Source organism: Alloalcanivorax gelatiniphagus, assembly GCF_005938655.1.
Taxonomy (GTDB): Bacteria; Pseudomonadota; Gammaproteobacteria; order Pseudomonadales; family Alcanivoracaceae; genus Alloalcanivorax; species Alloalcanivorax gelatiniphagus.
Map to the genome: position 1 here is coordinate 197,224 of NZ_VCQT01000045.1, position 20,193 is coordinate 217,416.

Consider the following 20,193-nt stretch of genomic DNA (forward strand, 5'->3'; position numbering starts at 1 on the left):
GGGTCGCGGCTTTCAGGGACAGGGGCCTAGGGTAGCACCAAGGTATGGCCAAGCGTAGCGATGCCGGGGTGGAACGGAACGAAAACGGAACGAAAACAGGGAGGTGTGTATGGCGATCTGCGATTGGCCCGAGGACGAGCGGCCCCGGGAGAAACTGTTGAACAAGGGGGCGGCCACGCTGAGCGATGCGGAGCTGCTGGCGATCTTTCTGCGCAGCGGCTCCCGGGGCCGCTCCGCGGTGGACGTGGGCCGCGACCTGCTGACCCGCGCCGGCAGCCTGCGTGAGTTGCTGGATCTGCCGCCGGCGCGGCTGGCGCGGCTGCCGGCCATGGCATCGGTGAACCGGCGGGCACTGTTGCTGGGCGCCCTGGAGCTGGGCAAAAGGTACCTGGCCACGGAACTGAAGCGCGGTTTCAGCCTGGATAACCCGGAGCCGGCGGCCCGGTTGCTCACCGCGGAACTGCGCGGCGAGCCTCGGGAGGTGTTCGCGGTGTTGTTTCTGGACAACAAGCACCGGGTGATCGGCTTCGAGAAGATGTTCTACGGCACCGTGGACGGGGCCGCCGTTTACCCCCGGGAGGTGGTGCGCCGGGCGCTGGAGTACAATGCGGCCAGCGTTATCGTGGGCCACAACCATCCGTCCGGCGTGGCCGAGCCCAGCCAGGCGGACCGGGACGTCACCGATCGGCTGCGCCGCGCCCTGGAGCTGGTGGACGTGCGGGTGCTGGACCATCTGGTGATCGGTGACGGTCATTGGGAGTCGTTCAGCCGCCGAGGTTGGGTATGACGGCGCCTCCACGCTTGAACATTGCCGCGGGGGATGGTATAAAACGCGCCCTTTACGGGGCTGCCCCGCCCCACAAGTTTGCATCACGGGAGCAAGATCATGTCCAAGGTTTGCCAGGTGACCGGCAAGCGGCCGGTGACGGGCCACAATGTGTCCCACTCCAACATCAAGACCAAGCGCCGCTTTGAGCCGAATCTCCACTACCACCGTTTCTGGGTGGAAAGTGAAAAGCGCTTCGTGCGCCTGCGGGTGTCCTCCAAGGGCATGCGCATCATCGACAAGAAGGGTATCGACACCGTTCTGGCCGATATCCGCGCCCGTGGCGCACTGTAAGGAGAGCTGACAGATGGCCGGTCCGATTCGAGAAAAGATCCGTCTGGTGTCCTCCGAGGGCACTGGTCACTTCTACACCACCACCAAGAACAAGCGTTTGCATCCCGAGAAGATGGAAACCAAAAAGTTCGATCCGGTGGTACGTAAGCACGTGATCTACAAGGAAGCGAAGATCAAGTAACGCTTCCTGCTTCCCGCTGCCAGCCTGGCAAGGGGCATCAGAAAACCCGGCACGGATATCCGCGCCGGGTTTTTTCGTGTTTGATCGCGCCGGCCCGCCGGCTTCCCTCCCCGCTGTTTCAACGAATCCCGCCTGGCCAGCCATGGCCGCCATCCGCCTTCCACAAGTGTGTTGAACCGGCCTTGATTCCGCCTGCCGGAAGAAACAAATATTTTCATAACGATACAAAGATACCCTTTTCGTTTTTACCAAGTTTGCCCATATTGAGAGTGCCCCAGGTTCCTTGGCGTAAGGAAATGGCGCCTCTTGTCCGGCCATTTCGGACGGGGGATCAACCGGTTATCGCTCTGGAGGTACCGGTTATCGTGTGTATATAACAGGTAACTCGTTGATTTGTTGGGGGAGTGAAATATCTATGCAATTCCAGACTGTTGTGATCAGGGTCACAAAGTGCCTAGTATCCCAGAGGGAAGCGTCATTGATCGCACAAGAAAGTGCCAAGGAGAGCTCACTATGAAACCGATCACTCAACTTCACTTCGGTCTCCAGAAACTGGCGGTACGGCTGTTCGGCGGTGCCTCCACCCGCGCGGACAAGCAACGTGGGGCCAGCGCATTGGAGTACATCGTTCTGGCGGCGGCGATTATCGTGATCGTTGGGGTGTTGGCTGGAACAGACGTAGGCGCGCAGTTTAAGCAAGCGTTCACAAGCCTGTTTACTGATGCGACCAGCCCGGCACCCCCGGCCAACTAAAGAGCTGCTCAAAGTGGGCGTGAAAAACCACCAAGGGGCGGTGGCATTGGAATTCCTGATGCTGTTCCCCTTCGTGGTGGCCATGCTCTATGGTGCCGCCGTCTACGGCATCGTGTTCTTCAGCCAGTACCGGCTGCAGAACGTGGTGGACCGGGCGGTGGCCACGGCCCTGTACGTGGACCGTTCGGCCTATAACGCCGATGAATTGGAAACCGAGGTTGAAGGCCGTGCCCGGAATGCGCTGGTGGCCCTGCTGCAACAGCAGCCGGAACCGCTGGCGAGCATGGATCTGGACGGTGCTTCCTGTGGGGTGAAAGAGGTTGGTGGCGTAACCATGTTGCGCTGCGGGCTGACGTATAACTATGAGGAGAACCCCATCGTGCCGGTGATGAGTTTCGGCATGCTGGGCACTTTTCCCCCGGTGCCGTCCACTCTGAACGCGGAGGCGCGCGCGGCCTTCTGACCTCCCCGATACGCTGTCGATGGACAGGGAAGTTTTCGGAGGGGACATGGGATCGAAACTGCTGTACACCCTGCCGGCCCTGGGGCTGGCGTTTCTGGCCCTGGTGCTGGCTCTGATTGGTCTGAGCCAGGGGCCGGAGTCGTCGGCGCCGCAGGTGACCGGCCGCAAAGCGGACACCACCGAGCAGGCCCCGGTCCATCGCTACTGGGTGGTCCGCGAATCGGTTCCCGTGGGGGCAACGCTCACCGAGGATAAGCTCGGCGTGGTGTCCTCGCCCACTCCGATTCCGGAGGCGCTGGCCGCTGATCAGCCGGTGGCCGGCAAGGAAGTGAAACGGCTCGCCCGCGCCGGTGAACTGTTGAGCGCCCATCATCTGGAAGCCGGTGGCAACCTGCCCGCCAGTCTGCCCGAGGGGCACCGTGCCATCGCCATCGCCGTGGACAACGTGGTCGGCGCCGGCGGTTTGCTCCAGCCCGGTGACCGGGTGGACGTGGTCACCGCGTTCCGCCGTTCCGACAAGGACAATCCGGTGGCGCTGGTGATGCTGCGCGGCATCACGGTGCTGGCGGTGAAAGGGGCGCTTTCCGCTGCCGAGCAGAGCGACGACAACCGCCGTAATGACACCGTGGTGCTGTCGGTGCCCGAGGAAAAAGTGTCCGCGCTGATGCTGGCCTCCTCCCAGGGGCAGGTTCGTCTGGCGGTGGTGGCCGACCAGGAACCCGCCGCCGATCAACAGCCCGAGGATCAACAACTCGCGGATCGGCAATCCACGGATCAAGAATCCACGGAACAACAGCGCACGGCCGATACGGCGACGCCGCCGTCCCAGGTCGGACCTGCGCCCCGGGTGGTGGCCAGCGACGAGTCCGGCCCGGACCAACCCTTCTACTTCGATGATTTCTTCCCCGAACCGTCCAAGGCGGCCGCGCCGGCGAAGCCCCGTGCCTCGCCGGGCCGGCGGGTGCAGGTGCTCGAGGGTCCGGAAATGAGGAGCACCTATGTTCGCTAGCCGCGTAGTTATCGCCGCTCTGGCGCTGCTCTGCAGCCTGGTGGCTCACGCCGAACCGATGGCGGGCTCTACCCGTCTGGCCCCCGGCGACCAGAAGGTACTCACCTTTCCCGCCCCGGTGACCAAAATCGCCACCTCCAACCCGGAGGTGGCGCGTTTGACGGTCAGCGGTAATCAGGAGGTGGTGCTCACCGCCATGGCGGAAGGCACCTCGGAACTGACCATCTGGCTGCGAAACCGGGAAGTCCCCCTGCGCAGCAGCGTGGCGGTGGCCACCACCCTGGGCGGCAGTCTGCCGTTCGGCACCCAGGTACAGACCGATATCCGCGTGCTGGAAGTTAGCCGCTCCGAACTGAACAGCCTGGGGGTGTACTACGCCAACCTGTTCAACGGCGGTGAATCCGCCGTGGGCATCGCGCCTCCGGGCAGCGGTTTTCGGGGGTTCCCCGGGGCCGGTGGCGCCCAGGCGCCGATTGGCGGCGACGGTTTCAACCTGTTTGGCATCGGCAGCAATTCCCTGACCATCATTAATGCCCTGGAGAGCGGTGGCTTCGCCTACACCCTGGCGGAGCCCTCGCTGACCAGCCTGAGTGGCCAGAGCGCATCTTTTCTGTCCGGTGGTGAGTTTCCGGTGCCCACCCGCAATGACAACAACGGCGTGCAGGTGGAGTTCAAGGAATTCGGGGTGGGCCTGAGTCTCACCCCAACCGTGATCAGCGGTGATCAGATCATCCTCAAGGTGGCGCCGGAGGTCAGCGAGCTGGACTTCTCCGCCGGCGTGGAAACCGGCGGCGTGGCGGTGCCCGGGCTGCGCGTGCGCCGGGCGGAGACCACCGTGTCCCTGGCCCCGGGAGAGACCTTCATTATCAGCGGGCTGGTCAGCCGCAGCACCATCAACAGCAGCGACCGGGTACCAGGCCTGGGTAACCTGCCGGTGTTGGGTGCCTTTTTCCGGTCCAGCCGCATTTCCCGGGACGATAAGGAATTGGTAATGGTGGTTACCCCGCATCTGGTGACGCCCCGCAAGGCGGGTCGACCGCCGGTCACCCTGCCCGGTGGCGCCTACCATGAGAGCAGCACCGGCTGGTTGGACATGGCCACGGAGCCGCGGCGCGGTTCGCAACCCATTCGCCACGGAGTGAGCTGGTAGTCATGAGCGATAACGATATTGTTCTCTCCGTGGTCGATGACCCGGGCATCAAGAGCTGGCTGGAGCGGGCGGTGGACGATCCCTTCCGGGTGGAGTTCGTGAACCGCTCGGACGTGACCCGGGTGCTGCGCCTGCTGGAAGCCACCACCGCCCATCTGGTGCTGGTGGAAGTCAATGAAAGCGAGCTGGACCAGTCCCTGGCGATCATTACCGCGCTGACCAGCGCCCGGCCCTGGGTCACGGTGATCGCGGTGTGCGGTTACACCAACCAGGAACTGCTGCTGCAAAGCATGCGTGCCGGGGCCCGGGACTGCTTCCTGGCCGGCAACGATGCCGCCGAGGTCCGCGACCGGCTGCGCCGGCATCAACTGGTGCGTACCGGCCATTACGGCGACGAATCGCGCTCTTCGGTGAACAACCTGACCCTGGTGGCCGGAGCCGACGCCAACGTGGACACCCGCTTTCTGGCTCAGAACGTGGCCGTGGGTATCAACCGGCGCCATCCCCAGTGGCGTTGCCTGGCCATCGATACCCAGCCCCGCGAGCGCGGGGTGTTTTATCTGGAGGCCGGCAACGACTTTACCCTGGAAAACCTGCTCACCAGCCCGGAAACCCTGGACGAGACCCTGATTGAAACCGCCCTGGAAGAGTACCGGCCGGGGCTGCGGCTGCTGTCCGGCGGCGATGCCACGGAAAAATCCGCCGGCGATGGCAGCGCGGATTTGTTCATCGCTCTTAACCGGCTGATGCAGATGTTCGACCATATCGTGGTGAACGTGGGGGTGTTGCAAAGCCGCTACTGGGTGCGCGCCCTGGGGGTGCACACCCGGCATCTGCTGGTCGGCATGCAGCCGCGGGTGGATCATGTGCACGCCGCCCGCGCGCTGGTCCAGGACTGGGGTTCCCACCTCGGCAAGGGCGGCCAGATTGGCTTGGTGGTGGACGGCTACGACAGCGCCGTGCCTCCCGGCAAGGAAGAAATCAGTGAGACCGTGCGGGCGCCGGTATTCTCGACACTGCCGATGGACTGGCGCCACCGGCTGATGTCGATCAATACCGGGCGGCCGATTCAGGAACAGGCGCCCCGATGTGCCTATAGCCGACATCTGGGCGGTTTGCTGAACATCATGGACGGTGACGCGGACACTTCTCGAGGCCAGGGCCTGCTGACTCGCGTTCTGGGGAGATAAGCCGTGCCGGGCCGTATCGACCAGGAATACCAGCAGCTCAAGGAGCGCGCCCACCGCTGGGTGGTGGAGCGCCTCGACGAGGAAGGTATCGAAGTGGGCCGCTCGGAACGGAGCGTGCTGGCCGAGTTCGTCAATCACCAGGTGGGGCAGTACATCACCCAGAACCGGGTGCCTCTGTCCACCCAGGATCTCAAACAGCTATCGCGGGATACGCTGTACGAAGTGGTGGGCTTCGGCCCCCTGGAACCGTTGCTTATGGACGAGCGCGTCAACGACATTCTGGTCAACGGCCCCGAGCATGTGTTCGTGGAAGTGGCCGGTATTCTGCAGCGAGCCCACACCCGTTTTATCAACGACGATCATGTGGTGCGCGTGATCCGGCGCATGCTGGCGCCACTGGGCCGGCGTCTGGATGAAGCCAGCCCGATGGTGGACGCGCGCCTGCCGGATGGTTCCCGGGTCAACGCCATCATTCCGCCGCTGGCCCTGGACGGCCCCTCGATCAGCATTCGTAAGTTCACCGGCAACCACCTGACCGCCCGTCAGATGATCGAGAGCGGGTCCATGACCCAGGCCTGTCTGGACGTGCTGATCCGGGCGGTGGAGTCGCGCCGTAACATTATCATCAGCGGTGGTACCGGCACCGGCAAGACCACCATGCTGAACCTGATCAGTCAGTACATTCCGCGCACCGAACGGATTCTGACCATCGAGGATTCCGCGGAACTGGTATTGCACCACCCCCATGTGGTGCGGCTTGAAACCCGCCCCGCCAATACCGAGGGGCAAGGGCGTATCTCCGCCCGGGAGTTGGTGGTCAACGCCCTGCGGATGCGCCCCGACCGCATCATTCTCGGCGAGGTACGGTCATCGGAAGTCATCGAATTGCTGCAGGCCATGAACACCGGTCATGAGGGTTCGATGAGTACCATCCATGCCAACAATACCCGCGATGCGCTGGTGCGCATCGAGACGCTGCTGGCGGTGAGCGGTTACGACGCCAGCGAGAAGGCCATTGGCCGGCTTATCGGTTCGGCGCTGGACATCATTATCCAACTGGTGCGGCGGCCGGATGGCAAAAGAGCGGTGAGTGAAGTGGTTTCCCTGAGCCCCACGGATACCGACCCCTATCACATGGATTACCTGTACCGGAGCCAGCAGGATGAGTAGCGTCGCGTTGCTCGCCGCCGCCCGCACGCTGGCGATCCTGGCGCTGCTGCTGTTGGGCGCCCAATGGCTGTGGATACGCTTCCGCGAGCGCCGCTTTCTCAACGAGCGCGTGCGGCAGCGTCTGACCGTGGCGGCCAGCGCCACCACCGAGGGCGCCGCCCGCGTCCGCTTGACGCCGTTGGAGAGCACCCTGTTGCGGGCGGATATTCAACTATCCCGTTCGCAGCTGATGCTGATCGGCGCCCTGCTGGTGATTTTTCTGGTGGCGGTGCTGGTGATCAAGGGGCTGCTGGTATCACTGATCAGCGGCGTGATGATCGCCATCCTGCTGTGGATGTACTGGCGCATTCGCTTTCAGCAGCAACGCCGTCGTATCTACGAGGAACTGCCGGGCATCATCGATTCCGTACTGCGCTATATGAGCGCCGGCCGCTCCCTGGAAAGCGCCCTGGTGGAAGCGTTCCGGGAAAGCTCGGCGGTGTTCGACGCGTTGCAGTTCCGCCTGCGCAGTGCGGTGGAGTCGGGCCGTGACTACACCGGCCTGTTCGAGGATTACGCCACTTTGTACCGGGTGCCCTCCTTGGTGCTGATCTCCATTGCGCTGCGTACTTCGGCGCGGTTTGGGTCCTCCATTCAGCCGGTGTTCCGGCAGGTTTCCGAATCGTTGCGCTCCCAGCAGGAGCTGCGGCGGGAGTTTATGGCCGCCACGGCGGAAATCCGCTTCACCGCCCTGGCCTTCGCTCTGCTGCCCCTGGGCCTGGCCGCGTACATGATTCTCATGAACGAAAACTACTCCGACGTGCTGCTGAGCAGCGATACCGGACACTGGATGCTGGGCATCGCCGGCGGACTGCAGGCGCTGGGCATGATTCTGATCTGGCGGATGATCCAGGGGGTGGGACGTGACTGACGGCCTGTTTTTATTGGCATTGCTGTTCGCCCTGCTGGCCGGCTGGGTCGGGCTGTTCATGACCCCGCGCTGGATCCGGCGTACCCGGGTGCTGCGACGCCTGAATCCTGAAGGCGGAGACGATGAAGACGACGCCCAGTTCTGGCTAAACAGTCTCGCCAAACGCCTGACGGAATCCTCACTGGCCAGGGAAGACTATCGGGAAATTGGCGAGGCCTACCAGGTAACCGGCCTTTCGCCGGAGCGCGCCCAGCTGCTCTACCTGCTGTTCTGCTGGCTGATCCCGGCGGTGGTGGTGGCGGCGGGTTTCACTCTGTTCGGCATGTTGCCGGGCATGATGATCGCCGCCGCCGCTTTCCTGCTGCCGCGCCGTACGATCCGCTCGCTCGGCCACAAGGCCGAGCAGCAGCAAAATCTGGAAGCCATCGAACTGTGCCATATGACGCGCATGCTGATGGAAGCGGGCCTGTCCCTGGAACGGGTGCTGCGGCTGATCGCGGTGCAGGGCCGGCCCATGTTGCCGGCTCTGTCGATAAGACTGGACCGCTTCAACCGCCTGATGGAATCTGGGGCCGAGCGTACCCAGGCGCTGGATGAGCTGGGTGAGAACCGAAATATTCCGGTGCTGCGCAGCTACGTGATTCTGATGAAGCAGAGCAGCCAGATCGGTGCGGCGGTGTCGAACAGTCTCGACCATATCATCGAAGAGGCGCAGAACGTGGAGCGCAACCGTATCAGCGAACAGACCAACAAAATCGGCGCGAAGATGACCGTTATCATGATGGCCTTCATGCTGCCCGCGCTGTTCATTCTCATTGGTGGCCCGGCGATGATCTCCATCGCCGATTCCTTGGCCCGATAAAAGACAGGAAGGGAGTAGAGGGATGCGTTCAACCATTTTCGGACTGGCGGTGGCAGTGGCGGTGCTGGCCTCGGGCTGCGTTCATCAGCCGCCGGCCTCCGATACCACCCAGCGGGCCGCGCCGGAAAACCTGACCTGCAACGCCCGGATTCAACCCGAGGAACAGGTTCAACTGGATCGCGTGGATACCCTGATGGCCCGTGATCACGACCATGCGGCGCTGGCGCAGTTGGAAGCACGCCCGCTCTCCACCGTCGACCACTGGGTCCGTTACGGACAATTGAAAGCGGCCACCGGTCAGCTGGATGAAGCAGAGCGTATTTTCCAGGGTCTGGTGGACCAGTGCGGTACCGGACGCAGCCATCACGGCTTGGGTATGGTGTTGCTGAAGAAAGACGAAGTGCTGGCCGCCCTGCATCACCTCAAGATCGCCCGGGAAAAAACACCGGCCTCGCCGCAGGTGCGCAACGACTACGGCTATGTGCTGTTGATGATGGGCGAATACGACCAGGCCGCCTACGAGCTTCGCACGGCCATGGAGTTGGGCGATGGGCAAGGACCGGTACGCCAGAATCTGGCGGTGGCCTACCTGCTTACCGAGAACTGGGCCGGCCTGCAATGGATGACCCAGGAATACAACTTTACCGGCAAGGAACGGGAATACGCCGAACGCCTTGCGCAAACGTTCAGGAGCGTGCAATGAAAGCCTTGCTCACGTTACTTATCCTGGTGCCGCTGGCGGCCACGGCGGAACAACCGCCCGCCCACGGTCTCTCCGGCGACATCGCCGCCGACCGCCTGCCCACCGCCACCGAACGGGCGCTGGAACAACAGCGCCGTTCGCCGCCGGCCGCGCACAGTGAAATCTCCAATGGTGTCTACGTGGATTCCCAGCGCCGCTTGAGCGACAGCTTCCGCCGGCCGATCCCGGACAGCTTCGGCAACCAGACCCGGAAAGAGAACTGACATGAGCCGGCAGCGCGGTGCCCTGACTTTTGTCGTGCCACTGATCATGGTGGTTATCGTGCTGTTCGGCACCCTGGCCATCGACGGTGCGCGCCTTTATTCGTTGCGCCAGGACATGCAAAGCCAGGTCAACGCCGCCGCCACCGCGGCAGCCGGTGCAGCGAAAGCCTGCTCGGGACCAGAGGTGGAATTGTCGGAGATAAGGCGGCGCGCTTTGATCGCGGCGCGTGAGCAAGGTTTCGATGGCGATGACGCTGACTTGGACATCGAGCCAGGGCTGATGTACGGCAATGAAGAAGACGGGACCGTTGCTTTCAAGAAAGAAGCGCAACTTGAAAAAACCAACGCGGTTTTTGTTCAGTACGAAAAGAACGTCCCTATCTCATTGTTGCTGCCTGCGGAGACGTTCGGGACAATCCCGATCAGTGTCAACGCCGCCGTCCGTAAAGAGGTGGTAGCGACCATCAGCGCCTCCGGCGGCACCCTGCTGGTGGATTCGGGGATTTTGGGCGGCCTGCTCGGCGCCGCACTTCAGCAGCCGGGATACTCATTGGACCCGACCAGTCTTTCCAGCTTGCGCAATACCACCGTCCTCCTTGGGGACCTTCTGAATGAACTCGGGGTGAACAGAGTCGAGGACTTATCGCCGATTGGCGGCGCCGAACTGGCGCGCGCCTTGAGCGCCGTGGGCGCAGGTGCGTCCGGGGTGGGAAGTTTGCTGGACAATCTGGCTTCGGCGTCGGGAATCGAAACCATAAAAGTATCTGATGTCCTCAAAGTCGTGGAAAACAGCAGCGTTCCCGCGAACAGCGAATTTCCGCTTTACGATGTGGTGATCAGTCTGGCTTTGAATCTGCTGCAAGAGCTGCAGGAAAGCAACTCTGACGGTTTGGTGTACCTGCCCCTTAACGTGAATCTTGGTCTGCCGGGGGTGGCCCAGGTAAGCGCGACCGTTGGCTTGCATGTGGGGGAGCCCTCATCGGTGGCTATAGGTCCGGCAAGGCGGGACGACGATGGCGCCTGGTCCACCCGGTTCTATGCACCGGACATTAGCTTGTTGGTCGCGTCCACCGTGAAGGTTTTGTCCTTGCCGGGAACATCAGTCGGTGTGGCGGATATCGATTTACCGTTAGCGGTTGGAGCCGGTGGTGGCAGCGGAGCATTGGTGAGTGCCAGATGCGCTGAAGGCACCAAGAACGACGTGGTGTTCGGCGTGGACATAGAGCGTGAAGTGGCCAGAGTGGCCTCCGGCCGGATTGATAAGAACACGGGCAGGGTTGTTGAAGAGCCCATCAAAATTGGCTTGCTGCGCCTGTTGCCCTTACTGCCGAAGCTCATCGAAGTTACTGCGGTCATTGATGGAACAGTCCCGGCGGGTAGTGAAGAGGCTTTTCTGGAACCCGGTTACCCTCTGTACTGCTCCGAGCAGGAAGGTTGCGCCGAGGTGCATTACCAGGATTCCGGTGCGGGTGCCTCCGGATTGGACTTAAGCGTTAATTTGGACAAGACCAAATTACTTGGGCTCGATCTTGGTTGGCTGCTTAACCCGGTGGTGAACGGATTAGTCTCCGTGCTTGACGACGTGGGCGGCTTGCTTGTCTCGGGGCTGGTTAATCCACTGCTCAATACCCTCGGGGTGGGGCTTGGCAGCATGTCGGTTACCATCACCGGCGCCAACCAGGACAATATTCAGCTGGTGGAGGGTGTGATTGTTGAGGAATAGGGGCCTTGATTCCGGGTCCGCTACAAGGAAGAACACAATGAGAAAAGGAGAAAGAGAAATGAAAGTAAGAGAAAGAAGAACTTTTGCCGCGTGGTGTGCCGGCGTTATTCCGCTCGCCGCTGTGCTGGCGTTGCCGGTCAATGCTGAGGCTCGAGAAGGCCTTTTTCTGGGCGTAGGGGCCGGCTGGTCAGGAAGTGATGTGCAACTGGACGCCGGCCCGGCGCTTGATATTGACGGTGCTGCCGCGGATGGTCTGGCGGGCATCGCCTTCGCCGGCTATGGCTGGCGTGGTCGCCAGGGTTTCTTCGCGGTCGAGGCGAACATGGGTGCCCGCAATGCCGACGCGGACATTAATTTTTCCGGTGGCAAAATCAGTGTGGAAAGCTCAACCAGCTACGGACTCGGCGTATTGCTGGGCGGGACGTTGGAAGGCGCAACGCCCTACTTGAGGTTGGGGTGGCAGGTATCGAACTACGAAGTGAACGCTTTCCAAAGCGATGACCAGGATCACGATGGGTTTCGCTACGGTCTTGGGGCGTTGCTGCCGCTCCAGGAGGACCTTGATATGAGACTGGAGTGGACCCAGACCCGCTATGGGGCGGAAAAATACTTCCAGGATCAGCTTGAAGTGGAGCCCACGGAGAACCTGTTTTCCGTGGCTCTTTCGCTGCGCTATTGAGTCAGGCTGTGATGGCCGTCCGCCCGGCCAGGCCGGGCGGACTGATCCTTAAACCCGCGCGGCGGTGACGCGGTAACCCTTCAACGTTTGCACGAAATCCTGCAGGGCATGAATCCCGGACGCTTCCGCGTCGCGGCACCATTGCGCCAGGGCTTCCAGCATATGGGCGGAGTCACGGCTTTTCTGGCTCCAGATTTCCTGGAGGCGCAGGCGGTAGTCGTAGATCGTCGCCAGGGTTTGGTTGTGCTCGGTGAGGCGGTTCAGGTGGTGGGTGTGGCGTTTCTTGAAGAAACGCTGGTCCCGGTGCAGCAGCGTGCTGGCGCGATGGTAAAGGTCGCGGGTGGCCTCACAGGCGCGGGCCCGTTCCTGGGCGAACACCGGCTTGATCACGGTGCGGCGGTAGTGCGCCATCACCTGGAAGCGGTGCTGGAGTAGGGCGCGCAGGGTTTCCAGGTCAACGCTGGGTTTGGCGCGGGCCAGCACCGGTTTCGGCGCTACTTTCTTGACCTTGGCGAGATGCAGAATCTCTAACAGGCGAATCCAGGCCCAGCCCATATCGAACTCGAAGCGCCGCACCGACAGTTTGGCGGAGTTCGGGTAGGTGTGGTGGTTGTTGTGCAGCTCTTCGCCGCCAATCAGGATGCCCCAGGGCAGCACATTGCGGGAGGCGTCCGTGCATTCGAAGTTGCGGTAGCCCCAGTAATGGCCGATGCCGTTGATCACGCCGGCGGCGAACAGGGGAATCCAGATCATCTGTACCGCCCAGACGGTGATGCCGGCAACGCCGAACAGGGCCAGATCGATGGCGCCCATCAGGGTGATGCCCAGGTAGCTGTAGCGGCTGTAGACGCGGCGTTCGACCCAGTCATCCGGGCAGCCGGCGCCGTACTTGTCCAGGGTTTCCTGGTTGGCGGCTTCGGCCTGGTACAGCTCGGCGCCTTCGCCGAGCACCTTGCGGATACCGAGTACCTGAGGGCTGTGCGGGTCTTCCTCGGTGTCGCAGCGGGCGTGATGCTTGCGGTGGATGGCGGTCCAGGCGCGGGTGTTCTGGCCGGTGGTGAGCCACAGCCAGAATCGGAAAAAGTGCTTCAGGGCCGGGTGCAGCTCCAGGCTGCGGTGGGCCGAATAGCGGTGCAGATAGACGGTCACGCTGACAATGGTCACATGAGTCATGGCCAGGGTGATCAGCAGCAGGGTCCAGGGGCCGGGCGCGAGCAGGCCGCCGGAGAGGAAGCTCAATACATCATTCATGGGAAGTAACACGGTTGCGGAACGCTCGGTTCCATTGGGTAATCGGTATCTCGGTAATCAGCATTGTTCCAGGCGGGTCATCAGCAGATGACCCTTTGAGTGTACCCGAGCCCGCCAGCCCGGCGCCAGATAAACCGTGCCGACGGCCTCGAAGATCAATGCCGGCCCCGTCAGGCTCTGGTCCGGCGCGAGATCCTCTCTACGGTAGACCGGCACCGGGCCGGTCAGTTCCGCAAGCCGTGCCTGCCAGGCCGGGTCGCCGGCGCCACCGGCCAGGGCCGCCGGGGCCGGTGAGCGGGCGGCGGCCTGACAGCGCACGCGCACGTTCACGCGGCGCACCGGCAGCGCCAGCCGGTGCCCGTAGCGGCGCTCATGGAGGGCGTGGAAGGCCTGTTCACAGGCCTCCGGGTCACCGCCCCAGTCCAGCGGCAGGGTGGACGATTGGCCCTGGTAGCAGAGATCCAGGCTGATGTCGGTATGGATGTCGGCGTTGGCCACGCCCTCGGCGGTCAGCTGCGCGCGGCCGCGCCGGTCCAGGGCCGCCGCCAGGGCGTCCACGGCGGCGGCGTCGGCCGCCGACGGCAGCGCCTGGATCAGTTCCCGCTTGCGGGGGGCGTACACCAGGCCCTCGGCGGACAGCACGCCGGCGCGCACCGGCACCACCGCCCGGGCCATGCCCAGGTTCTCCGCCAGAGCGCACACATGCAGGCCGCCGGCGCCGCCGAAGCTGACCAGGGTGAAATCCGCCGGGTCGAAGCCCTTCTGGATGGAGATCACCCGCAGGGCCTGGCTCATGTGCTCGTTGGCCAGGTCGATAATGCCCCGGGCCGCCGCGTCCGGCTCCAGCCCCAGCGGCTCAGCCAGCCGCGCCACCGCCGCCCGGGCGGCCTCCACGTCCAGTTGCAGGCTGCCGCCCAGGGCGAACTCCGGCTGCAGCCGCCCCAGCACCACATTGGCGTCGGTGACGGTGGGCGCCTGGCCGCCACGCCCGTAGCAGGCCGGGCCCGGGTCGGCGCCGGCGGATTGCGGCCCCACGTGCAGCAGGCCGGCGTCGTCCACCCGGGCCAGGGAGCCGCCGCCGGCGCCGATGGTGTGCATATCCACCATCGGCACCGCCACCGGGTAGGGGCCGATATGGCCGTCCCGGGTGAGGCGGATATCGCCGTCCAGCAGGGCCACGTCGGTGGAAGTGCCGCCCATGTCGAAGGTCATCAGGTGGTCGCGGTCCAGGTCCAGGGCCAGCCGCCGGGCGGCGCTGAGGCCACCGGCGGGGCCCGAGAGCAGCAGGTTCACCGCCCGCCCGGCGGCCTGGTCGGCGGCCACGGTGCCGCCGTGGGACTGCATGATCGCCAGGGGCGCCGGCCGGGTGTGCTCGGACAGGCGGTTCAGGTACTGGTGGATACGGGGTGCCAGCCAGGCATTCAGCCAGGTGGCCAGCCCGCGCTCGTACTCGCCCCGGGTGGGCAGCACCTGGCTGGACAGGCTGACCGCCAGGCCGGCGTCCCGCAGGGCCCGGGCCAGGCGTTCCTCATGCTCGTCGTTCAGGTAGGAAAACAGCAAGCTGACCGCCACGGATTCAGGTTTGTGAGTGCTAACACGCGACACAATCTCCTGAATATCGGCCTCGGTGAGCGGCGCCAGCGGCTCGCCGTCGGCGTTCAGGCGGGCGTCCAGGCCTTCCACCGGGGTGTCGTGCAGGGCGGTGCGCCTTACTTGGGGGGTCAGGTTGTACAGCTCGGGCCGGTTCTGGCGGCCGATCAGGGGCACATCCTCCAGGCCCCGGTCGGTCACCAGCACGGTGCGCGCCCCCTTGCCCTCCAGGGCCGCGTTGGTGGCCACGGTGGTGCCGTGCACGATGCGCAGTTCGCCGGCGGCCAGGGCGCTGTCCAGGCCCAGTTCGCGGATGCCCTGCAGGATCGCGTGTTCCGGCGCCGACGGGGTGGACAGCACCTTGTGAATACGGGGTTCGCCCTCTCCCAGCAGCACGAAATCCGTGAAGGTGCCGCCGGTATCCACGCCCAGCCAGTACGCCATGGTGTCTCCGTGTTCCGTGTCCACTACAATGCGAGGCCCATGTTAATGTGCCGGGCGGGTGCATGCACTCGCCCCCGACCGCGGATTCCTGCCCGACTATGCCTGAACTGCCCGAAGTGGAAACCACCCGGCGTGGTATCGAGCCCCATGTGGCCGGCCGCGTGCTCACCGCCGTCACCGTGCGCGAGCCGCGCCTGCGCTGGCCGGTGGACGCCCGGGTGGGCGACCTGCGTGACCGGCCCATCCTCGCCCTGCGGCGGCGCGCCAAATACCTGCTGATGGACCTGGGGGACCTGGAGCTGGGTATCCACCTGGGCATGTCCGGCACCCTGCGGGTGGTGGAGGGCGACACGCCCCTGCGCAAGCACGACCATGTGGACCTGCACCTGGATTCCGGGTGGCTGCTGCGGTTCAACGACCCGCGCCGGTTCGGGGCGGTGCTCTATCTGGCCGAAGGGCTGAGCCATCCGCTGCTGGCCAATCTGGGCCCGGAGCCCCTGGACGACGCCTTCTCCGGGGATTGGCTGTACGCCCGCAGCCGGGGCCGCAAGGTGTCGGTGAAGAGCTTCATCATGGACAACGCCACGGTGGTCGGGGTGGGCAACATCTATGCCCAGGAGAGCCTGTTCCTGGCCGGTATCCACCCGTCCCGCCCGGCCGGGCGTATCAGCCTGGCCCGTTATCAGCGCCTGGCGCTGTCGATCCGGGCGGTGCTGGCCAAGGCCATCGAGGCCGGTGGCACCACCCTGCGGGATTTCACCCGCGCCGACGGCCAGCCGGGTTACTTTGCCCAGCAGCTGCGGGTCTACGGCCGGGCCGGGGAGCCTTGCCCGCAATGCGGCGCGCCCCTGCGTGGCGGCCGCCACGGCCAGCGCAGCACGGTGTTCTGCGCCGCCTGCCAGCGCTGAGGGATTAGCCGGAAACGACCGTAGGAGCGGCTTCAGCCGCGATAGCCGGTTGGCCCGGGCAATATTGCCGGTCTCAGAACAAAGCTGTAGATTGTGAAGTGCATGTCGGAAGAAGAATGTCTTAGAAACGACAATAGGTTGGGAACGAAAACAGCCGTATTACATTAACAAGCCTCCGGTGTAAGCCACTGGCGTGCCGGGGCCCATCGGCGATGCCCATCGACGATGCAGAGCAAGAGGGGAACCACCATGAAGCGAGCCCTGCGCCTGGCCGCGGCCACTGCCCTCGCCTCGACGCTGTCACTGACCGCGCCCGCCCAGGCCCGCGAGATGGACCTGGACGACGCCCGTCCGTCGGCGCTGGCCATGTTCGGCGATGCCTTGATCGTCCGCCCGGTGATGACCGTGGCCACCGTGGGCGGCGCCGCCATCTGGCTGGTGACGCTGCCGTTCAGCGTGATCGGCGGCAATCCCGGTGAAGCGGCCGACACCCTGGTGAAGGACCCCGCCGCCACCGCTTTCGTGCGCTGCCTGGGCTGCACACCCCAGCAGCACGACCGCCTGCGCGCCGACAAGCGGGTGGCGCAAGCCAACGAAGAGTGACCCCGTCCTGGTAGGAGCGGCTTCAGCCGCGAGCACCCGGATCAAAAAAAGCCCCGCCTTGAATCAACAAGGCGGGGCTTTTTTGTGGCGGCGGGTTCACGGCGGGCAACCGCCCGCCGCGCCGGTCAGTGGGTCGCCGCCGGCTGCTCGTCGTCGTCGTGGCCTTCGTCGCGGCCCAGCAGCATGTACATGGCCGGCACCACGAACAGGGTGAACAGGGTGCCGATGGTCATGCCGGCGGCCACCACCAAACCGATGGCGAAGCGGGCGCCGCCGCCGGGGCCGCTGGCGATCAGCAGCGGCACCATGGCCAGCACCAGGGCGGCGGTGGTCATCAGCACCGGCCGCAGCCGCACCGCCGCGGCGTGCTCGATGGCGCGGCGCTTGCTCATGCCCTCGTCCTGCATCTTGTTGGCGAACTCCACGATCAGAATCCCGTGTTTCGAGATCACGCCGATCAGGGTCACCAGGCCCACCTGGGTGTAGATGTTCAGGGTGGTCAGGCCCAGGCTCACGAAGATCATGGCGCCGCACACCGACATGGGCACGGTGATCAGCATGATGATCGGGTCCCGCCAGGACTCGAACTGGGCGGCCAGCACCAGATAGATCACGATCAGCGCGAAGAAGAAGGTCAGCACCAGTTCGCTGCCCTCCTTCTTGAACTGGCGGGACTGGCCGGAGTAGTCCACCGAGTAGCCCGGCGGCAGCACTTCGTCGGCGGCTTTTTCCAACACGTCCAGGGCCTCGCCCAGGGTCACGCCAGGCCGCTGCACCCCGGAGATGGTCACCGAGTTCAGCTGCTGGAAGCGTTTCAGCTGCTGCGGCTGCACCGTTTCTTCCAGGCTGATCACCGTGGCCAGCGGCACCAGGTCGCCGGCGCCGGTGCGCACGTAATACTGCTTGAGTTGCTCCGGGGTCAGCCGGCCGCTCCGCTCCACCTGGGGAATCACCTTGTAGGAACGGTTTTCCAGGGAGAAACGGTTGGCGTAGCCGCCGGCCAGCATGGCGCCCATCTCCCGGGCCAGCTGCTGCATGGTGAGGCCCAGGCTGGCCGCCTTTTCCCGATCGATAACGATGTTGTAGCGGGGCTTATCGATCTTAAGGTCCGAGTCCATGAAGATGAACTTGTTGCTGGACCGGGCTTTCTCGAGCACCTCGTTGGCGAACTCCTGCAGGTTTGCGGTGGGCTCGGTGGTACCGATCACGAATTCCACCGGCAGCATGCCGCCGCCGGTGGGCAGTGACGGCGGCACGAACGAGGCCACCTGCAGGCCGGCGATGTTGTTGACCTTTTTGGATAGCTCGGCGTTCGCTTCCGCCGTGGTCTGGTCCCTTTCGTTCCAGCTTTTCAGTACGAAGCCGGCCAGCGCCGAGTTGGACGCGGAGGTGCCGGCGCCGCCGCCGATGCCGTTCAGCAGGAACACGTTATCCACCGAGGGCATGGTATCGGCGATCTGGTTGAACTCCCGGGTAAAGGGTTCCAGATAATCCAGAGTCACGTAGGGATCGGCGGTGGACGAAGTCAGCACGAAGCCCTGGTCCTCCGCCGGCTCCAGTTCGCTGGGCGAGCTGACGAACAGGAAGTAACAGGACACCAGAATGATCACGCCGAACACATAGATCACCGGGCGGTCGTTGAGGGCGCCGTGCAGGCGCCGCTCGTAACCCTTTTCCAGCTTCTCGAAATTGCGGTTCAGCCAGGCCTCGAAGCGGTTGCCGCGATGCTCCGGGTCATGGGGCTTGAGAATCTTGGCCGCCATCATCGGCGACAGGGTCAGCGCCACGATACCGGAGAGCAGCACGGCGCCGGCCAGGGAGAAGGCGAACTCCACGAACAGGGTGCCGGTGAGCCCGCCCATGAAGCCGATGGGCAGGTATACGGCCACCAGGGTGGTGGTCATCGCCACCACCGGCCAGGCCAGCTCCCGGGCGCCCTTGATGGCGGCGTCGAAGGGCGATAGCCCCTCCTCCACATGTCGGTGCACGTTCTCCAGCACGATGATGGCGTCGTCCACCACGATGCCGATGGCCAGCACCATGGCCAGCAGCGTCAGCAGGTTGATGGAGAAACCCATCAGCAGCATCAGGAACAGCGCGCCCACCATGGACAGCGGCACCGCGATGGCCGGGATCAGCACCGAGCGCAGCGAGCCGAGGAACAGGTAAATCACCAGGATCACGATCAGCACCGCTTCCACCAGGGTCTTCACCACCTCGTCGATGGAATCCTGAATGTACTCGGTGCCGTCGTAGGGAATGTCGCCGCTCATGCCTTCCGGCAACTGCGGGAAAATCTGATTCTCCAGGGTGTCGCGCACGGCGGCGATCACGTCCAGGGAGTTGGCGTCGGTGGCCACTTCCACGCCGATAAAGGTGGCCTGTTTGCCGTTGAAGGTCACCGACGACTGGTAGGATTCCGAGCCCAGTTCCACATCGGCCACATCGCCCAGCCGCACGATGGCGTTGCCCTCGGAGCGGATGATCAGCCGCTTGAACTGCTCCGCGGAATTCAGGTCGGTGCTGGCTTTAAGGTCCAGGGCCACGTTGACGCCCTTGGTGCTGCCCACCGCGGCCAGCACGTTCTGCTGTTGCAGGGCGCCGTACACGTCCGAGGGCGTCACGCCCAGGGCGGCCATGCGCTCGGCCTTGAGCCAGGCACGCATGGCGAAGGTGCGGTCGCCGAGCACGCGGGCGCGCTGCACGCCGGGAATGGTGGCGAGTTTGGGTTGCACCTCGCGCACGATGTAGTCGGTGATCTGGTTGTTGTCGAGAATCTCCGACGAAAACGACAGGTACATGGCGGCGATGTCCTCGCCCACCGCCAGCTCGATGGTCGGGTCCTCGGATTCCTGGGGCAGCTCGCTGCGCATCTTGTTGACCTTGGCCACGATCTGCGTGAGCGTCTCGTTGGGGTCGGCGCCCAGGCGGATATACGCCTGAATCGAAGACGCGCCTTGCAGCGAGGTGGAAACCAGGTAGTCGATGCCCTCGGCGGAGGCGATTTCCTGTTCCAGGGGCGTGGTGATAAAGCCCTGGATCAGGTCCGCGTCGGCGCCGGTGTACACCGTGGTCACGGTGACCACGGCGTTTTCCATTTCCGGATACTGGCGAACGTTCAGCTCCGTGGCGGCGCGCAGGCCGAGCAGGAAGATGAACAGGCTGACCACGCTGGCCAGCACCGGTTTATTGATGAAAATATCCGTGAATTTCATGGGCGG

20 protein-coding genes are annotated in these 20,193 nt (G+C 64.1%); 17 read left to right on the forward strand and 3 right to left on the reverse strand.

Annotation, left to right across the window (positions count from 1 at the left end; translation table 11 throughout):
- Positions 1–109 precede the first annotated feature (109 nt).
- The 15 genes from radC (at position 110) to FGS76_RS16750 (ending at position 12,176) form a co-directional block, all read left to right on the forward strand.
- The gene (gene radC / locus FGS76_RS16680; RefSeq protein WP_138773778.1) at positions 110–787 is read left to right on the forward strand and encodes a RadC family protein; all 678 of its coding nucleotides are present in this window, start codon (positions 110–112) and stop codon (positions 785–787) included.
- Positions 788–886: 99 nt separating this feature from the next.
- Entirely contained in the window at positions 887–1,120 is a 234-nt protein-coding gene (rpmB, locus tag FGS76_RS16685; RefSeq protein WP_138773779.1) for a 50S ribosomal protein L28, read from the forward strand.
- A gap of 13 nt (positions 1,121–1,133) precedes the next feature.
- A complete protein-coding gene (rpmG, locus tag FGS76_RS16690) occupies positions 1,134–1,301 on the forward strand; it encodes a 50S ribosomal protein L33 (RefSeq protein ID WP_138773780.1) in 168 nt (55 codons plus the stop codon).
- Positions 1,302–1,814: 513 nt separating this feature from the next.
- Positions 1,815–2,054: a Flp family type IVb pilin gene (locus FGS76_RS16695; protein ID WP_138773781.1), complete on the forward strand. Its 240-nt coding sequence runs from the start codon at positions 1,815–1,817 to the stop codon at positions 2,052–2,054.
- A 19-nt stretch (positions 2,055–2,073) separates the two neighbouring features.
- Positions 2,074–2,517, forward strand: a complete 444-nt coding sequence (locus tag FGS76_RS16700; protein ID WP_170214499.1) for a TadE/TadG family type IV pilus assembly protein — start codon at positions 2,074–2,076, stop codon at positions 2,515–2,517.
- Positions 2,518–2,563: 46 nt separating this feature from the next.
- Positions 2,564–3,526, forward strand: coding sequence for a Flp pilus assembly protein CpaB (gene cpaB / locus FGS76_RS16705; RefSeq protein WP_170214500.1), 963 nt, complete (start codon positions 2,564–2,566; stop codon positions 3,524–3,526).
- On the forward strand, positions 3,516–4,676 hold the full coding sequence (locus tag FGS76_RS16710; protein ID WP_138773784.1) for a type II and III secretion system protein family protein: 1,161 nt from the start codon (positions 3,516–3,518) through the stop codon (positions 4,674–4,676). The genes cpaB and FGS76_RS16710 overlap by 11 nt, the downstream gene beginning before the upstream one ends.
- 2 nt (positions 4,677–4,678) lie before the next feature.
- The gene (locus tag FGS76_RS16715) at positions 4,679–5,866 is read left to right on the forward strand and encodes a CpaE/TadZ family protein (protein WP_138773785.1); all 1,188 of its coding nucleotides are present in this window, start codon (positions 4,679–4,681) and stop codon (positions 5,864–5,866) included.
- 3 nt (positions 5,867–5,869) lie between these two features.
- The gene (locus FGS76_RS16720) at positions 5,870–7,036 is read left to right on the forward strand and encodes a TadA family conjugal transfer-associated ATPase (RefSeq protein WP_138773786.1); all 1,167 of its coding nucleotides are present in this window, start codon (positions 5,870–5,872) and stop codon (positions 7,034–7,036) included.
- A complete protein-coding gene (locus tag FGS76_RS16725) occupies positions 7,029–7,946 on the forward strand; it encodes a type II secretion system F family protein (RefSeq protein WP_138773787.1) in 918 nt (305 codons plus the stop codon). Before FGS76_RS16720 ends, FGS76_RS16725 begins: the two co-directional genes overlap by 8 nt.
- Positions 7,939–8,808 (forward strand): type II secretion system F family protein, encoded by an 870-nt coding sequence (locus FGS76_RS16730; protein ID WP_240692582.1) that lies wholly within the window; start codon positions 7,939–7,941, stop codon positions 8,806–8,808. Before FGS76_RS16725 ends, FGS76_RS16730 begins: the two co-directional genes overlap by 8 nt.
- Before the next feature lie 22 nt (positions 8,809–8,830).
- Complete coding sequence (locus tag FGS76_RS16735) at positions 8,831–9,511, forward strand: tetratricopeptide repeat protein (RefSeq protein ID WP_138773788.1); 681 nt, start codon at positions 8,831–8,833, stop codon at positions 9,509–9,511.
- Positions 9,508–9,774: a hypothetical protein gene (locus tag FGS76_RS16740; RefSeq protein ID WP_138773789.1), complete on the forward strand. Its 267-nt coding sequence runs from the start codon at positions 9,508–9,510 to the stop codon at positions 9,772–9,774. Before FGS76_RS16735 ends, FGS76_RS16740 begins: the two co-directional genes overlap by 4 nt.
- A gap of 1 nt (position 9,775) precedes the next feature.
- Complete coding sequence (locus tag FGS76_RS16745) at positions 9,776–11,497, forward strand: pilus assembly protein TadG-related protein (RefSeq protein WP_138773790.1); 1,722 nt, start codon at positions 9,776–9,778, stop codon at positions 11,495–11,497.
- Between the two features lie 58 nt (positions 11,498–11,555).
- Positions 11,556–12,176 carry an outer membrane beta-barrel protein gene (locus FGS76_RS16750; protein WP_170214501.1) on the forward strand — a complete coding sequence of 207 codons (621 nt, stop codon included), beginning with the start codon at positions 11,556–11,558 and terminating at the stop codon, positions 12,174–12,176.
- Between the two features lie 48 nt (positions 12,177–12,224).
- On the opposite strand, the gene FGS76_RS16755 is transcribed toward FGS76_RS16750, so the two are convergent.
- The gene (locus FGS76_RS16755; RefSeq protein ID WP_138773792.1) at positions 12,225–13,427 is read right to left on the reverse strand and encodes a DesA family fatty acid desaturase; all 1,203 of its coding nucleotides are present in this window, start codon (positions 13,425–13,427) and stop codon (positions 12,225–12,227) included.
- Positions 13,428–13,484: 57 nt separating this feature from the next.
- Positions 13,485–15,461 carry a hydantoinase/oxoprolinase family protein gene (locus tag FGS76_RS16760; RefSeq protein WP_138773793.1) on the reverse strand — a complete coding sequence of 659 codons (1,977 nt, stop codon included), beginning with the start codon at positions 15,459–15,461 and terminating at the stop codon, positions 13,485–13,487.
- A 98-nt stretch (positions 15,462–15,559) separates the two neighbouring features.
- On the opposite strand from FGS76_RS16760, the gene mutM reads away from it, so the two are divergent.
- Positions 15,560–16,369 (forward strand): bifunctional DNA-formamidopyrimidine glycosylase/DNA-(apurinic or apyrimidinic site) lyase, encoded by an 810-nt coding sequence (mutM, locus tag FGS76_RS16765; RefSeq protein WP_138773794.1) that lies wholly within the window; start codon positions 15,560–15,562, stop codon positions 16,367–16,369.
- 249 nt (positions 16,370–16,618) lie between these two features.
- A complete protein-coding gene (locus FGS76_RS16770) occupies positions 16,619–16,972 on the forward strand; it encodes a hypothetical protein (protein ID WP_138773795.1) in 354 nt (117 codons plus the stop codon).
- A gap of 125 nt (positions 16,973–17,097) precedes the next feature.
- Here FGS76_RS16770 and FGS76_RS16775 read toward each other — a convergent pair whose 3' ends face one another.
- A complete protein-coding gene (locus tag FGS76_RS16775; protein WP_138773796.1) occupies positions 17,098–20,187 on the reverse strand; it encodes an efflux RND transporter permease subunit in 3,090 nt (1,029 codons plus the stop codon).
- Between the last annotated feature and the right edge of the window lie 6 nt (positions 20,188–20,193).

What these genes read in the sequence shown, in the direction of transcription:
- FGS76_RS16740 (WP_138773789.1), top strand. Translation starts at nt 9,508, where the DNA reads ATGAAAGCCTTGCTCACGTTACTTATCCTGGTGCCGCTGGCGGCCACG.
- FGS76_RS16755 (WP_138773792.1), bottom strand. Translation starts at nt 13,427, where the DNA reads ATGAATGATGTATTGAGCTTCCTCTCCGGCGGCCTGCTCGCGCCCGGC.
- FGS76_RS16770 (WP_138773795.1), top strand. Translation starts at nt 16,619, where the DNA reads ATGAAGCGAGCCCTGCGCCTGGCCGCGGCCACTGCCCTCGCCTCGACG.
- FGS76_RS16715 (WP_138773785.1), top strand. Translation starts at nt 4,679, where the DNA reads ATGAGCGATAACGATATTGTTCTCTCCGTGGTCGATGACCCGGGCATC.
- radC (WP_138773778.1), top strand. Translation starts at nt 110, where the DNA reads ATGGCGATCTGCGATTGGCCCGAGGACGAGCGGCCCCGGGAGAAACTG.
- FGS76_RS16775 (WP_138773796.1), bottom strand. Translation starts at nt 20,187, where the DNA reads ATGAAATTCACGGATATTTTCATCAATAAACCGGTGCTGGCCAGCGTG.
- FGS76_RS16710 (WP_138773784.1), top strand. Translation starts at nt 3,516, where the DNA reads ATGTTCGCTAGCCGCGTAGTTATCGCCGCTCTGGCGCTGCTCTGCAGC.
- rpmB (WP_138773779.1), top strand. Translation starts at nt 887, where the DNA reads ATGTCCAAGGTTTGCCAGGTGACCGGCAAGCGGCCGGTGACGGGCCAC.
- FGS76_RS16745 (WP_138773790.1), top strand. Translation starts at nt 9,776, where the DNA reads ATGAGCCGGCAGCGCGGTGCCCTGACTTTTGTCGTGCCACTGATCATG.
- rpmG (WP_138773780.1), top strand. Translation starts at nt 1,134, where the DNA reads ATGGCCGGTCCGATTCGAGAAAAGATCCGTCTGGTGTCCTCCGAGGGC.
- FGS76_RS16725 (WP_138773787.1), top strand. Translation starts at nt 7,029, where the DNA reads ATGAGTAGCGTCGCGTTGCTCGCCGCCGCCCGCACGCTGGCGATCCTG.
- cpaB (WP_170214500.1), top strand. Translation starts at nt 2,564, where the DNA reads ATGGGATCGAAACTGCTGTACACCCTGCCGGCCCTGGGGCTGGCGTTT.
- FGS76_RS16695 (WP_138773781.1), top strand. Translation starts at nt 1,815, where the DNA reads ATGAAACCGATCACTCAACTTCACTTCGGTCTCCAGAAACTGGCGGTA.
- FGS76_RS16735 (WP_138773788.1), top strand. Translation starts at nt 8,831, where the DNA reads ATGCGTTCAACCATTTTCGGACTGGCGGTGGCAGTGGCGGTGCTGGCC.
- FGS76_RS16760 (WP_138773793.1), bottom strand. Translation starts at nt 15,461, where the DNA reads ATGGCGTACTGGCTGGGCGTGGATACCGGCGGCACCTTCACGGATTTC.
- mutM (WP_138773794.1), top strand. Translation starts at nt 15,560, where the DNA reads ATGCCTGAACTGCCCGAAGTGGAAACCACCCGGCGTGGTATCGAGCCC.
- FGS76_RS16750 (WP_170214501.1), top strand. Translation starts at nt 11,556, where the DNA reads ATGAAAGTAAGAGAAAGAAGAACTTTTGCCGCGTGGTGTGCCGGCGTT.